Annotated in this window: 16 protein-coding genes; 6 read left to right on the top strand and 10 right to left on the bottom strand. The window is 68.8% G+C overall.

Annotated elements, in window-relative coordinates; translation table 11 throughout:
• Positions 1 to 4: 4 nt before the first annotated feature.
• A complete protein-coding gene (locus tag ACFYUV_RS25380) occupies positions 5 to 436 on the top strand; it encodes an Lrp/AsnC family transcriptional regulator (RefSeq protein WP_352362236.1) in 432 nt (143 codons plus the stop codon).
• 9 nt (positions 437 to 445) lie between these two features.
• Positions 446 to 952, top strand: coding sequence for a redox-sensitive transcriptional activator SoxR (gene soxR, locus ACFYUV_RS25385; protein ID WP_387671754.1), 507 nt, complete (start codon positions 446 to 448; stop codon positions 950 to 952).
• Here the strand turns inward: soxR and ACFYUV_RS25390 are convergent.
• Together ACFYUV_RS25390 and ACFYUV_RS25395 are read right to left on the bottom strand one after the other, a co-directional pair.
• Positions 918 to 1,373, bottom strand: coding sequence for a universal stress protein (locus tag ACFYUV_RS25390; RefSeq protein WP_387671756.1), 456 nt, complete (start codon positions 1,371 to 1,373; stop codon positions 918 to 920). The two genes, soxR and ACFYUV_RS25390, sit on opposite strands and share 35 nt — an antisense overlap.
• Positions 1,374 to 1,478: 105 nt before the next feature.
• Positions 1,479 to 4,385, bottom strand: a complete 2,907-nt coding sequence (locus ACFYUV_RS25395; protein ID WP_387672204.1) for a replicative DNA helicase — start codon at positions 4,383 to 4,385, stop codon at positions 1,479 to 1,481.
• 9 nt (positions 4,386 to 4,394) lie between these two features.
• On the opposite strand from ACFYUV_RS25395, the gene ACFYUV_RS25400 reads away from it, so the two are divergent.
• Positions 4,395 to 5,696, top strand: coding sequence for an MATE family efflux transporter (locus ACFYUV_RS25400; protein WP_387671758.1), 1,302 nt, complete (start codon positions 4,395 to 4,397; stop codon positions 5,694 to 5,696).
• A gap of 122 nt (positions 5,697 to 5,818) precedes the next feature.
• Positions 5,819 to 7,288, top strand: coding sequence for an APC family permease (locus tag ACFYUV_RS25405; RefSeq protein WP_387671760.1), 1,470 nt, complete (start codon positions 5,819 to 5,821; stop codon positions 7,286 to 7,288).
• Here the strand turns inward: ACFYUV_RS25405 and ACFYUV_RS25410 are convergent.
• The 7 genes from ACFYUV_RS25410 to rpsF all read right to left on the bottom strand — a co-directional run bounded on the left by ACFYUV_RS25410 (position 7,285) and on the right by rpsF (position 11,701).
• Complete coding sequence (locus ACFYUV_RS25410; RefSeq protein ID WP_364333025.1) at positions 7,285 to 8,028, bottom strand: amino acid ABC transporter ATP-binding protein; 744 nt, start codon at positions 8,026 to 8,028, stop codon at positions 7,285 to 7,287. The two genes, ACFYUV_RS25405 and ACFYUV_RS25410, sit on opposite strands and share 4 nt — an antisense overlap.
• Positions 8,025 to 8,864, bottom strand: coding sequence for an amino acid ABC transporter permease (locus ACFYUV_RS25415; protein ID WP_387671762.1), 840 nt, complete (start codon positions 8,862 to 8,864; stop codon positions 8,025 to 8,027). Before ACFYUV_RS25415 ends, ACFYUV_RS25410 begins: the two co-directional genes overlap by 4 nt.
• 17 nt (positions 8,865 to 8,881) lie before the next feature.
• Entirely contained in the window at positions 8,882 to 9,760 is an 879-nt protein-coding gene (locus tag ACFYUV_RS25420; RefSeq protein WP_387671764.1) for an ABC transporter substrate-binding protein, read from the bottom strand.
• A 183-nt stretch (positions 9,761 to 9,943) separates the two neighbouring features.
• Positions 9,944 to 10,390 (bottom strand): 50S ribosomal protein L9, encoded by a 447-nt coding sequence (rplI, locus tag ACFYUV_RS25425; RefSeq protein ID WP_352322940.1) that lies wholly within the window; start codon positions 10,388 to 10,390, stop codon positions 9,944 to 9,946.
• 14 nt (positions 10,391 to 10,404) lie between these two features.
• The gene (gene rpsR / locus ACFYUV_RS25430; RefSeq protein WP_020543048.1) at positions 10,405 to 10,641 is read right to left on the bottom strand and encodes a 30S ribosomal protein S18; all 237 of its coding nucleotides are present in this window, start codon (positions 10,639 to 10,641) and stop codon (positions 10,405 to 10,407) included.
• 63 nt (positions 10,642 to 10,704) lie between these two features.
• Positions 10,705 to 11,262: a single-stranded DNA-binding protein gene (locus ACFYUV_RS25435; RefSeq protein ID WP_352322941.1), complete on the bottom strand. Its 558-nt coding sequence runs from the start codon at positions 11,260 to 11,262 to the stop codon at positions 10,705 to 10,707.
• A 148-nt stretch (positions 11,263 to 11,410) separates the two neighbouring features.
• Positions 11,411 to 11,701 carry a 30S ribosomal protein S6 gene (gene rpsF / locus ACFYUV_RS25440; protein WP_026214314.1) on the bottom strand — a complete coding sequence of 97 codons (291 nt, stop codon included), beginning with the start codon at positions 11,699 to 11,701 and terminating at the stop codon, positions 11,411 to 11,413.
• Positions 11,702 to 11,967: 266 nt separating this feature from the next.
• On the opposite strand from rpsF, the gene ACFYUV_RS25445 reads away from it, so the two are divergent.
• Positions 11,968 to 12,210, top strand: a complete 243-nt coding sequence (locus ACFYUV_RS25445) for a hypothetical protein (protein ID WP_358291234.1) — start codon at positions 11,968 to 11,970, stop codon at positions 12,208 to 12,210.
• A gap of 58 nt (positions 12,211 to 12,268) precedes the next feature.
• On the opposite strand, the gene ACFYUV_RS25450 is transcribed toward ACFYUV_RS25445, so the two are convergent.
• Positions 12,269 to 12,448, bottom strand: a complete 180-nt coding sequence (locus ACFYUV_RS25450; protein WP_357973985.1) for a hypothetical protein — start codon at positions 12,446 to 12,448, stop codon at positions 12,269 to 12,271.
• A gap of 76 nt (positions 12,449 to 12,524) precedes the next feature.
• On the opposite strand from ACFYUV_RS25450, the gene ACFYUV_RS25455 reads away from it, so the two are divergent.
• Complete coding sequence (locus ACFYUV_RS25455; RefSeq protein WP_357973988.1) at positions 12,525 to 13,268, top strand: deoxyribonuclease IV; 744 nt, start codon at positions 12,525 to 12,527, stop codon at positions 13,266 to 13,268.
• Positions 13,269 to 13,326: the final 58 nt, after the last annotated feature.

Consider the following 13,326-nt stretch of genomic DNA (forward strand, 5'->3'; position numbering starts at 1 on the left):
GGTCATGGATGAGATCGACAGGACACTGATCGGGCTGCTACTGGAGGACGCCACGCAGTCGTACGCCGCGCTCGGCAAGGCGGTGGGGCTGTCCAGCGGGGCCGCGCACGAACGCGTACGCAAGCTGCGCGAGCGCGGCGTGATCAGGCGCACCACGATCGAGGTGGACCAGGACGCCCTCGGCCGCACGGTGACCGCCTACGTGCTGGTGGACGGCGCGAGCTGGATGGGCGACAGCGCCGGCCTGCTGGCGCGGATCCCCGCCGTCGAGGAGGCCCACGTCATCGCCGGGCCCGCGTCGCTGCTGCTCAAGGTGCGCACGTCCAGCACCAAGGAGCTCCAGGACGTCCTGCGCCAGATCTTCGAGGTGGACGGCGTGACCGGCACCCAGACCGTCGTCGTGCTGGAGACGTTCTTCGAACGAACCCTCAAGTAAGCTTCAGGTATGGTCGCCTGGAACAGCAGAGAACTGACGGTCGGACAGCTCGCCGAGCGCAGCGGCGTGGCCGTCTCCGCGCTGCACTTCTACGAGACCAAGGGGCTCATCGCCAGCCGCCGCACGGCCGGCAACCAGCGCCGCTACCACCGCGACACGCTGCGCAGAGTAGCCTTCATCCGGCTCTCCCAACGCCTCGGCATCCCCCTCGCCACCATCAAGGACGCGCTGTCCGAGCTGCCCGACGGGCGCACCCCCGACCGGGAGGACTGGGCCAGGCTGTCGGCCGCCTGGCGCGGCGAGCTCGACGACCGCATCGAACAGCTTCAGCGGCTGCGCGACGACCTGACCGACTGCATCGGCTGCGGCTGCCTGTCGCTCGACCGGTGCCCGGTGGCCAACCCCCGCGACCGGCTCGGCGAGGAGGGACCGGGCGCCCGTCGCATGGACACCCGGCTGTCCCCGCCCAAGGTCTGCTGCGTCACGCCTTCGGCTGCGCAACCGGCGGAACGATGAGCGTCGGCCGGTGGGCGTGGTGCAGCACATGGTTGGACACGCTGCCGAGCAGCACCGACCTGACCCCCGCCAGGCCACGCGAACCGGTCACGATGAGCGAGGCGTCGAGCTCGTCGGCCACGTCGACGATCGTCTTCCAGATCGACTCGTTGTCGGCGACCGCGCGGTAGCTCACCTCGGGCAGCCCGGCGGCGGTGGCCAGCTCGGCGCCTTCCTTGGCGTAGTACTCGGCCTGGGCCTGCCCCTCGGTCTCGGTCTCGGGGGAGATCGCCCCCGCCGCCAGCGGGTGCTTCCTGAGCTGCACGAGCAGCGGTTCCCACACGGTGACGACGACGGTCGGCTGGGCGGCCAGGTGCTTGGCGGCGAACTCGATGGCGCTGCGCGAGTCGGCCGAGCCGTCGTAGGCGATCAGGATGGTCATGGCGTTCTCCCCTTTGCTTCAGTCATCGGGTAAAGCGCCCCGATGATCGATCGCCATCCCTTCCGCGCTGTCTGGTTTGTCACACCTTGACCGGGCTTTCACGTCTCAGTGCTGGGCCATGTCCACGAAACGGCTGTAGTGACCCTGGAAGGCCACGGTCACCGTGGCGGTGGGGCCGTTACGGTGCTTGGCCACGATCAGGTCGGCCTCACCGGCCCGGGGGGACTCCCGCTCGTAGGCGTCCTCGCGGTGCAACAGGATGACCATGTCGGCGTCCTGTTCGATGCTGTTGTGCACCGCGATGCCGTTGGCGACGAAGTTGTGGGTGCCGAGGACCGTGGCGTCGAACACCGGCTGATCGCCCAGGCTCTCGATCGATGCGACCTCGTCCCAGAACACGTCGTTCGTCGCCAGCATCTCCATGTCGGCGTCGTCGAGGATCGAAGCCACCTTGCCCAGACGTTCCCGGCTCGGCGCGTGCTTCCACAACGTGCTGCCGCAGAACTGGGTGCCGAGCCGGGCGGAGAACTCCCGGTGAGTCATGCCGCGCTCCGACAGCACGCCGCGCACGCGGTCCCAGATCTCGCGGGGAACCGTGTCCAGATTGGTGTTGCCCTTGATCTCCCGCAGCCGGCCCGCGGACGCGTCCGCCTGCGCCGACCGCTCGCCGTGCACGCCCACCTCGTCCAGGAACCGCAGCTGGTTCTCGGCACCGTAGACGACCAACTGGTATCCAGGCCTGTGGCCGTCCTTCCGCACCTCCTTCACGCGGGTCATCACGTTGAACCGGAGGAGCAGCCGAGCCACGTCGTCGACCAGCCTGCGGCTCGTCGAGGCGTAGTAGATCCTCGACTGACCGCTCTTCGCGTCCCACCACACACAGCCATCGGTGGCCCACAGGTGCCGCAGGAACAGCGCGATCTGCTTCTTGGGCAGGGAGAAGACTCCATCAGGGACGAACTTCTCATGGCTCCGCAACCCGAAGAGCCCCAAGCCGTCCAGCCAGGCGGCGACGGGGTTGCGCCTGCCGTGAGTCAGCCGGTGGGGAGCCGGCAACCTCAAGGTGGTGACCCGTGCGGCGGCGTACTCATCGCGGACGGCACTGATCCCGAAGTGCTCGGCCGCCCGCGTCACCGCCGTCAGGCAGGCCTCGTCCGTGCTCGCGTAGCGGATCGGCTGACGCTTGACGAAGGAGCCGTCGCCGATCATGTGCGCGAGCAGCACGATCTCCGCCTCCGGCCACTCCTGAAGGCCCTGCGGGGCCGGAACGTGGCGTGGGACCCCCAGCCGGGACCCGGTGGTCAGCTCACCCAGCGGCCGCCAGCCGTCGTAGGTCAGGAAGGGGTGGTTCGCGGTGGCCTCGATCTCACGGCCGGAGCGCAGACGCAGGCGGAAGACCTCCTTGATCCCGCTCGGGAAGGCGTGTGTCATCGTGCGCGGCACGAGCCGCAGCCGTTCGTCGAGCGACCACACCGGGATGTCGCGCGCGCCGCTCTCCAGCAGTTCGCCGATCGAGACCTCGGCGCCGGTGTCGGCGCGCATGATGCGGGTGGCGGCGGTCAGGCAGCCCGACTCGCGAAGGTCGCTGACCGCGGGGCGCTTGTCCGTGCGCTGCTCGGGGCCTCGGTTGAGCTGGGAGATCGCGATGACCGGCACCTCCAGCTCCTTGGCCAGCAGCTTGATCGCACGGGAGATCTCCGAGACCTCGTTCTGGCGGCTCTCGGTCTTCTTCGGCGAGCTCATGAGCTGGAGGTAGTCGATGACCACGAACCGCAGGTCGTTGCGCTGTTTGAGGCGCCGGCACTTGGCCCGGATCTCCATCATCGACATGTTGGGCGAGTCGTCGATGAACAGCGGCGCCTCGGCCACCTCGCTCATCCTGCGCGCGAGGCGCGTCCAGTCGTCGTCGCCCATCATGCCCGAGCGCATGGCGTGCAGGGCGACCCTGGCCTCGGCGGACAGCAGACGCATGGTGATCTCGTTACGGGACATCTCCAGCGAGAAGATGACGGTGGTCATCCCATGCTTGATCGCCGCAGAACGTGCGAAATCTAGACCAAGGGTACTTTTGCCGATGGCCGGGCGGGCGGCCACGACGATCATCTGGCCTGGGTGGAGGCCGTTGGTGAGCTGGTCGAGGTCCTGGAAGCCGGTCGGGACGCCGACCATCTGGCCGCCGCGGCTGCCGATGGCCTCCAGTTCGTCGAGGGCGCCCGGCATGATGTCGGCCAGCGGCGCGTAGTCCTCCGACGTGCGGCGCTCGGTGACCTTGTAGATCTCCGCCTGGGCGCGGTCGACGAGGTCGTCGACCTCCTCGTTCTGGCCGCCGTAGCCGAAGGAGACGATGCGGGTGCCGGCCTCGATGAGGCGGCGCAGGATCGCCTGCTCGCGCACGATCTTGGCGTAGTAGCCGGCGTTGGCGGCCGTGGGGACGACCGCCGTGAGCGTGTGCAGGTAGGCTGCGCCGCCCACCCGGGCCATCTCGCCGCGTTTCTGCAGCTCGTCGAAGACGGTGACGGCGTCGGCGGGCTCGCCGCGGCCGTAGAGGTCGGTGATGACGTCGTAGACCATCTGGTGGGCAGGCCGGTAGAAGTCGTCGGACCGCAGGATCTCGACGACGTCGGCGATGGCGTCCTTCGACAGCAGCATGCCGCCGAGCACCGACTGCTCCGCCTCGATGTTGTGCGGCGGGGTGCGCTCGAAACCGGGGCCTCCGCCGCCCTCTTCGTCAATGCTCACCGCGCCCCCTCGAACAACCTCGCAGGCGGTCGCCACCCCCACTTGTAGCCGACCGGTGTGACAGTTTCGCTCGTTCGGCGCGTGAGGGCAACGCGGCCTGTGGACAACGCTGTGGGTGAGCTGTGCACTATCGCGCCCAGGGTGTGAAAGCTCTGTGGACGAGCCTGGGGATAACTCTTTCGGATATGCACCGATCATCGTCTGACCTGGGCAAACAGTGTCCACCGACTGTGGAGGAAAGAAAGTTGGCCCGACACGCCGTGTAATGGCCATAATAGACAAATGCCCATTACACCCCGGGACCGGGAGATTCTGCGGCTCGCGCTGCCCGCGTTCGGCGCGCTGGTCGCCGAGCCGCTCTTCCTGCTCGCCGACTACGCCATCGTCGGCCACGGCCTCGGCACCACGGCGGTGGGCGCGCTGGGCGTGGCGGGGGCCGTCCTGGCGACGCTGGTGAACCTCTGCGTCTTCCTGGCGTACGGCACGACGGCGTCCGTGGCGCGGCAGAGCGGCGCCGGCAACCACGGGCGGGCCATGCGCAACGGCGTGGACGGCATCTGGCTCGCCCTGGCCATCGGCGTCGCGCTCATCGCCCTGGGCTGGCCGCTCGCGCCGGCCATGGTGGACCTGTTCGGCGCCGGTCCCGACCAGGCCGCGCTGGCCGTGACGTACCTGCGGATCAGCCTGCTCGGCGCGCCCGGCATGCTGGTCGTGCTGGCCGGCACCGGGGTGCTGCGCGGCCTTCAGGACACCGTCACGCCGCTGGTGGTGGCCGTGGGCTCGTTCGCGCTGAACGCGGCGCTGAACGCCTGGTTCGTGCTCGGGCTGGATTGGGGCATCGCCGGGTCCGCCTGGGGCACCACGCTGGCCCAGACTCTGGGCGCGGCCGTCTACCTGGTCGTGGTGGTCCGGGGCGCGCGACGGCTCGGCACGCCGCTCCTGCCCGACCTGGCGGGCGTCCGGCAGGCCGGTACGGCCGGTTTCGCCCTGCTCATCCGTACGGTGTGCCTGCGGATCGTGCTCATCGTGGGCACGGTGGTCGCCACCAGGATGGGCCAGGCCGAACTGGCCGCGTACGCCATCGCCGGCCAGGTGTGGAACCTGATGGCCTTCGCCCTGGACGCGATCGCGATCGCCGGCCAGGCCATCACCGGACGCTCGCTGGGCGCCGGTGACACGGTCGCCACCAGGGCCGCGACCAGGCGGATGATGCAGTGGGGCCTGTGGTCGGGGCTGGCGCTCGGCGTGGTGGTCGTGGCGGCCAGGCCGCTGCTGCCCGGCCTGTTCGGCGCCGACCCGGCCGTGACCGGCGAGCTGCTGGCCGTGTTGTGGCCGGTCGCGCTGTTCCAGCCGATCTGCGGCGTGGTGTTCGTGCTCGACGGCGTGCTCATCGGCGCGGGCGACCAGCGCTACCTGGCCTGGGCCGGGGTGTGGACGACGCTGGCGTACCTGCCGGCGGCGTTCCTGGCCGCCGGGTTCGGCGTGGTCGCGCTCTGGTGCGCGCTCGGGGTGTGGATGATCGCCCGGTTGATCACCCTCGGGCGGCGGGCGGCCGGCACGGCCTGGCTGGTGACCGGCGCGTAGCCGATCCGACCGGCCGCATTACCGCTTCGGACGCCCGGACGCCGGGTCACCGTAATCGTCCTGTGCTTGCCGTTGTCCAAGTGGTGAGACAGAGTGGGCGAGTTCCCTGAGCGGGGTGTTCCGTGTCCACGATTCTTCGACGACTGCCACCGTCAGAGGCGACCGGGTTACGCACCGGCGCCCGGCACAGCCTGTCCGAGGTCTACCGCCCGGCCGACCTCGTCGTTCTCGGTCTCGGTGTGATCATCGGCGCCGGCATCTTCAGCATTGCCGGCGAGCAGGCCCACACCATGGCCGGTCCCGGCGTGATCCTCTCGTTCATGATCGCCGGTATCGCGTGCCTGCTCGCCTGCCTGTGCTACGCCGAGCTGTCGTCCACGATGCCGACGTCGGGCAGCGCCTACACCTTCACGTACGTCATCTTCGGCGAGGTCTGGGCCTGGATCATCGGCTGGGCGCTGATCCTGGAGCTGCAGTTCGCCGCCGCGGTGGTGGCCAGGGCGTGGGCGTCCATCGCGGTCAAGGCGGTCGCCGACTTCGGCGTACGGGTGCCGCAAGGCGTGGACGACGTGCTCGTCCTGGTCATCCTGGTGCTGCTGACGGGCATCGTGGCCCTCGGCGCGCGGGTGGGGCTCCGGGCACTGTGGATCATGGTGTCGGCCAAGCTGCTGGCCATCGGGGCGGTCATCGTCGTGGGCCTGACCCACATCGACGTGGCCAACTACGGCGACTTCTACGTCGAGCCCAAGGCCCTGCCCGTCCGCCCGCAGACCGTCATCGAGGTCTTCGCCGGGCACGGCATGGCCTTCGGCTGGTTCGGCGTCTTCGCCGCGGCCTCGGCGATCGCGTTCGCCTACATCGGCTTCGACATCGTCGCGACCTCGGCCGAGGAGAGCGTCAACGCGCCGAAGTCCGTGCCCAAGGGCATGATCCGCAGCCTGGTGATCGCCACGGTCATCTATCTGGCGGTCGCGCTGGTCATGGTGGGCATGGTGTCGTACACGAAGATCAGCGGGGACGCGCCGCTGTCCAGCGCGTTCCAGGCCGTGGGCGTGGACTGGATGGTGCACGTCATCGACGCGGGGGCGGTGCTCGGGCTGACGACCGTGATCCTGGTGCTGATCGTGGGTCAGACGCGGGTGCTGTTCTCGATGGCCCGCGACGGGCTGATCCCGCGCGGCCTGGCCACGGTCAGCCGCAAGTACCACACGCCGTCGCGGGTGACGCTGGTGATCGGGTTCATCGCGATCGTGCTGGCCGAGTTCGTCCCGGTGCTCACCATGCAGGAACTGGTCGTCATCGGGACGTTGTTCGCGTTCCTGTTCGTGGCGGCGGGCGTGATCGTGATGCGGCGGCGCATGCCGCACCTGGAACGCGGCTTCCGCGTGCCGCTCTCGCCGCTGCTGCCCGCGCTCTCGCTGGTCGCCACGCTGTGGCTGATGCTCAACCTGCGCCTGCTCACCTGGGCGTGGTTCGTCCTGTGGATGGCCTTCGGCCTGCTGGTCTACCTCCTGTACGGCCGCCGCAACAGCCTGCTGGCCGCCCCGCGGGAGGCCCCGGCCGAACCCGGCCGGGGCCGCCACCGCCGCTAGAGGCGTCCGGATTCGAGCACGCTGCGCAGGAACTCCCTGGTCCGCGGCTGCTCCGGCGCGGCGAAGATCTTCTCCGGCGGGCCCTTCTCCACCAGCACCCCGCCGTCGAGGAAGCACACGGTGTCGGAGATGTCGCGGCAGAAGCTCATCTCGTGGGTCGTGAGGATCATCGTCATCCCCGACTCCTTGAGCTCCCTGACGATCCCCAGCACCTCCACCACCAGCTGGGGGTCGAGCGCCGAGGTGACCTCGTCGAGCAGCATCAGCCTGGGCTGCATGGCCAGCGCCCGGATGACCGCCACCCGCTGCTGCTGCCCGCCCGAGAGCTGGTCGGGGTACGCGCCGGCCTTGGCCGCCAGCCCGAACCTGGCCAGCAGCTCGTGCGCCTGCTCCTCGGCCTGTTCCTTGGACGTCCTGAGCACCCGCCGGGGCGCGAGCGTGATGTTGTCGAGCACGCTCATGTGCGGGAACAGGTTGAACGCCTGGAAGACGATGCCGAGCCGCTTGCGCACGTCGTCGACGTCCACGCGGGGGTCGGTGATCTCCTGGCCGTCGAGGTGGATGGCGCCGTCGTCCACGGTCTCCAGCAGGTTCACGCAGCGCAGGAGGGTGGACTTGCCCGACCCGGACGCGCCGATCAGGCTGACGACCTCGTGCGGCTGCACCTCAAGGTCGATCCCGCGCAGCACGCTGTGGCCGTGGAAGTTCTTCCACACCCCTTCGATGGTCAGCAGGCTCATGCGCCACGCCTCCTGCGCGTACGGGCGGCCAGATGGTCGGTGAACCTGGCCATCGGGATCGTGAGCAGGATGAACACCAGCGAGGCGACCAGGTAGGGGGTGTAGTTGAACTTGCTGGTGGCGATGATCTGGGCCTGCCTGAGCGCCTCCAGCGGCCCGATGGTGGCCACCAGCGCGGTGTCCTTCTGCAGCGAGACGAAGTCGTTGAGCAGCGGCGGCACGACCCGGCGGGTGGCCTGCGGAAGCACCACGAACCGCATGGCCTTGAAGTGGCTCAGGCCCAGGGAGCGGGCGGCGGCGATCTGGCTCGGATGCACCGACTCGATGCCGGAGCGGAACACCTCGGCCACGTACGCGCCGTACGACAGCGTCAGCGCGATCACGCCCAGCGTCGCCAGGTCGGTCGGGATGCCCTGCAACCGCAGCGCGGGCAGCCCGAACCCGACGAGGTAGATGACCAGGATCGTCGGCACGCCGCGGAAGACGTCGGTGTAGAGCGTGGCCAGGGCTCTGATCGGGAAGAACGCGGGCGCGGTGATGCCCCTGGCCAGCGCCACCAGCAGCCCGACGATCAGGATCAGCGGCTCGGCGATCAGGAACATCTTGATGTTGAGCAGGAACCCTTCCAGCACCTTGGGCAGCGCGGCGACGAACCACTCGGGCGCGAAGAACGCCTCCTGGACCCGCGGCCAGCCGGGCGAGTTCGTGACCAGGACGGCGACCAGGACGATGAACACGATCGTCGAGGCCGTCGCGATCGACGCCGAGCGGCGCGCCCGCGACCTGCGGACGCGCTCGCGCTCAAGCTGACGTTGCGAGGGGACGTGCTCGCTCACGGGCTTACTGGTCGGGCTCACGACAGTTCGGGCGCGCCCGCCGCCGAGCCCAGCCACTCCTGCTCGATCTTCGCCAGCTCACCCTTCGACTTCAGCGAGTCGACGGCCTTGTCGACGCAGGGCTTGAGCGCGCTGCCCTTCTCCATGACCAGCCCGAACTCCTCCGGCGTGCCGCCGGTCGAGCTGAACTGGCCGACGATCTTGGAGTTCTCCACCTGGGCGGCCGTCACGTAGAACGCGGTGGGCAGGTCGACGACGATCGCGTCCACCTGCTTGTTCTTCAGCGCGTTCACGGCGTCGACCTGGTCGTTGTAGACGTTGGGCTCGGCGGACGGCTTGATCACGTCCTTGACGCCGGCCAGCGACGTGGTGCCCACCTGGACGCCGAACTTGGCGTCCTTGAGCTCGGCCACGCTCTTGGCCTCGGCGAACTTGCTGCCCTTGATCGCCACGACGGCCTGCTTGACCGTGTAGTAGCCCTTGCTGAAGTCGACCGCCTTGGCGCGGTCGGGGTTGATCGAGACCTGGTTGACGTCGAAGTCGAACTGCTTGGCCCCGGGCGCGAACGCGGAGTCGAACTTGACCGTGCTCCACTCCACCTCGGTCCGGTCGAAGCCGAGCTCACCGGCCACCGCGAACGCCACCGCGCTCTCGAACCCCTGGCCGTTGCTGGGGTCGTCGTCCTTGAACCACGGCTCGTAGGCCGGCTTGTCGGTGCCGACGGTCAGCTTGCCGCCGTTGACGAGCTTGAGCTGGTCCTTGGCGCAGGCGTCGGCCACCGCGGAGCCGGTCGGGGCGGAACCGGTCGACGTGGCGGCCGGTTGGTCGGCCGGGGCACATGCGACGGCCCCTACCGCGAGCACACCGATCGCAAGCAGCATCGTGGAACGGGCCATGGCAGAGCCTCCAGGGGGAAACACACACAAAGAACGCAGGCATTCTACGCGGCCCCCATGGGAATGAAGTGCGCAGTTCACCAGGCCAGCCGGTCCCCCAGGGGAACGCGCCACCGTGGCAGCCGGCCCCCCGGAACGCGAAAAAGCCCCCCTCCTGACGGAGAGGGGCTTGATCAGCAGTCGTCAGCCGGCCACGACGTCGACGTCGACGGACGCCGACACCTCGGGGTGGAGCTTGACGGTGATCTTGTGCGACCCGACGCTCTTGATCGGGTTGCGGATCTCGATGCGACGGCGGTCGAGGATCGGGCCACCGGCCGCCTTGACGGCGTCGGCGATGTCGCCCGTGGTGATCGAGCCGAACAGCCGGCCCGACTCGCCCGCGCGGGTGGACAGCCGCACGCGCAGGGCGCCGAGCTGGCCGGCGACCTCCTTGGCGGTGCCGAGGTCGCGGATCTCGCGAGCGTCGCGAGCCTTCTTGATGGTCTCGATCTGGCGCTCGGCGCCACGCGTCCAGCGCATGGCGTAGCCGCGCGGGATGAGGTAGTTACGGCCGTAGCCGTCCTTGACCTCGACGACGTCGCCAGGGGCGCCGAGGCCGGAGACCTCGTTGGTGAGGATGAGCTTCATGTCGACAGACCTCCTTAGCGCGCGGTGCTCGTGTAAGGCAGCAGAGCCACCTCACGGGCGTTCTTGATCGCGGTCGCCACGTCGCGCTGGTGCTGGGTGCAGTTGCCCGTCACCCGGCGCGCACGGATCTTGCCGCGGTCGGAGATGAACTTCCGCAGCAGCGCCGTGTCCTTGTAGTCGACGTATGAGATCTTGTCGTGGCAGAACAGGCAAACCTTCTTCTTGGGCTTGCGCAGTGCCGGCTTAGCCATCGTGGTGCTCCTCTCAGAGCCCCGCCTTTCGGGCGGGAATGGACTCGGGCTTGTGGACAGGTGTTAGAAAGGCGGTTCGTCGCTGAAGTCGTTGCCGCCGCCGAAGCCGCCGCCCTGGTTGCCGCCACCGCCGCCGCCGAAGCCGCCGCCACCGCCCTGATAGCCGCCGCCCTGGGGCGGGGCGGGCGAGGCAGAGGCCCACGGGTCGTCGGCGGGACCGCCGCCGAAGCCGCCGCCACCGCCGCCACCCTGGCGGGTGGTGCGGTTGACCTTGGCCGTGGCGTTGCGCAGGGACGGGCCGACCTCGTCGACCTCGACCTCATAGACCGTGCGCTTCTCGCCTTCCTTGGTCTCGTAAGACCGTTGCTTGAGCCGCCCCTGCACGATGACCCGCATGCCGCGCTGGAGGCTCTCGGCGGCGTTCTCCGCCGCCTGCCGCCACACGTTGCAGGTCAGGAAGAGGCTTTCGCCATCCTTCCACTCGTTGGTCTGGCGATCCATGAACCGCGGAGTGGACGCGATGCGGAATCGAGCCACCGCTTGACCCGTCGGGGTGAAGCGCAGCTCCGGGTCGTCGACAAGATTGCCGACGATGGTGATTACGGTGTCGCCTGCTGCCATGGCTAGCGCTCGCCTTCCTGCACGCCTTCGCTTGGATTACGGCTCAGAGTACGGGTGCTCTCCGACAAAAAGCCGGTGGTCGTCAACAAGAAACCCGCTCGTTGAGCCGCCTCCCGGAGGGACGGCCCGCTTCGCGGCTTTCCTGTGGCTAGTGCACGTCCGGGCGCAGGACCTTGGTACGCAGAATGCCCTCGTTGAGGTTCATCTGGCGGTCGAGCTCCTTGACCGTCGCGGGCTCCGCGGACAGGTCGATGACGGCGTAGATGCCTTCCGACTTCTTGTCGATGTCGTAGGCGAGACGGCGACGGCCCCAGACGTCGACCTTCTCCACGGTGCCGCCGTCGTTGCGGACCACGGTGAGGAACTGGTCGAGGGACGGCGCGACAGTGCGCTCATCGAGCGAAGGGTCCAGAATGACCATTACTTCGTAACGACGCATGCGGGACTCCAACCTCCTCTGGACTTTTGCGGTCACGACACTCTGCCGTGACAGGAGGACGCTGACGTCAGGCCGCGGCGCCCCATTTCGGCGCCCCGGGGCGATGGGTCACCCATCACAACGCAGCGCTGCCCAGGTTACCAGCCACGAGTAGGTGGGAAGGCCTGTAGGAAACCAAGGGGGTGGCGGCTGTGCCACATGTGCTTCATCCCTCAGAGAGGGAGCGGTTCAGGCTCACGCTCAACACCGACGGACGCTCTCACCCGGTGGAGAACGGCCTGGCGATCGCGACACTGGTGTGCGGGCTCGTGGCGTTCGTCGCCGCGTTCTTCCCCGCCGCCCACGTGATCTCGTCCTGGATCGGCACGCTCGGTTTCGGGACCGGGCTCTACTCGCAGTACATCTCGGTGACCACGCCGCAGCGCTCGGTCAACATCGTCGGCCTGGTGGCCTCGTTCGTGGGGGCCGTGCTCGGCATCGCCCACGGCGGCTTCCTGCCGCATCCTTGACGGGCCTCTCGCCCGGCCTACGGCCCCGGTGACCCCGGGGCCGTCGGGTATATGTGACTCACCTGCCGATGTGCAGGTCGATGCCGAGCAGTACCAGGAACCAGAGGAACACCGCGAGCAGAGCCTCGGCGACGTCCCGGAGGAGACCCGGGGTGATGTAGTCGTAGATCCAGGCGACGTAGATTCCGACGATCACGTAGACCAATAAGATCAGCGCCCGCAGCCGCCAGCGTGTCATGTGCGCTCTCCTCGGGGGTAGGGGGTGCCGGGCGTCTTCCCGGAGGCGGTTCCGCCAAACGGATAAGCTCCTTGACATGGTGCGTATCGGAGCTCACGTCGACCAGGACGATCCCGCCGCTCACGCCGAACGGGTCGGGGCGGAGGTCGTGCAGTTCTTCCTCGGCGACCCGCAGGGCTACGCCAAGCCGGTGCTGCCGGACAAGCCGGTCGAGGGCGTCGACGTCTACATCCACGCCCCCTACCTGATCAACGTCGCCACGACGAACAACCGCATCAGGATCCCCAGCCGCAAGCTGCTCGAACAGCACCTCAAGGCGGCCGCGGGGCTCGGCGCCAAGGGCCTGGTCGTGCACGGCGGCCACGTCAACAAGAGCGACGACCCGCAGGTGGGCTTCGACAACTGGCGCAAGGTGTTCGAGCGCATGGAGTGCCCGATCCCCGTGCTCATCGAGAACACCGCGGGCGGCGGCAACGCCATGGCCCGCAAGCTGGAGCGCATCGCCCGTCTGTGGGACGCGCTCGACGGCTTCGACGTGGGCTTCTGCCTCGACACCTGTCACGCGCACGCGGGCGGCGAGGAGCTGGTCGACCTGGTCGAGCGGGTCAAGGCGATCACCGGCCGGATCGACCTCGTCCACTGCAACGACTCGCGCGACGACTTCGACTCCGGCGCCGACCGGCACGCGAACCTGGGCCAGGGGAAGATCGACCCGGAGCTGATCCTGGCGGTCTGCCGCGCGGCGGGCGCCCCGGTCGTGGTGGAGACGCCGGGCGAGGGCCAGGCCGACGACATCGCGTTCCTGCGCAAGAACCTCTGAACGGCTCCCGGCCGAAAACACACAGCCTGTGGATAACTTCCCTGGATTACCGAGGCGA

It is taken from the genome of Nonomuraea sp. NPDC003560 (genome assembly GCF_042878785.1).
Taxonomy (GTDB): Bacteria; Actinomycetota; Actinomycetes; order Streptosporangiales; family Streptosporangiaceae; genus Nonomuraea.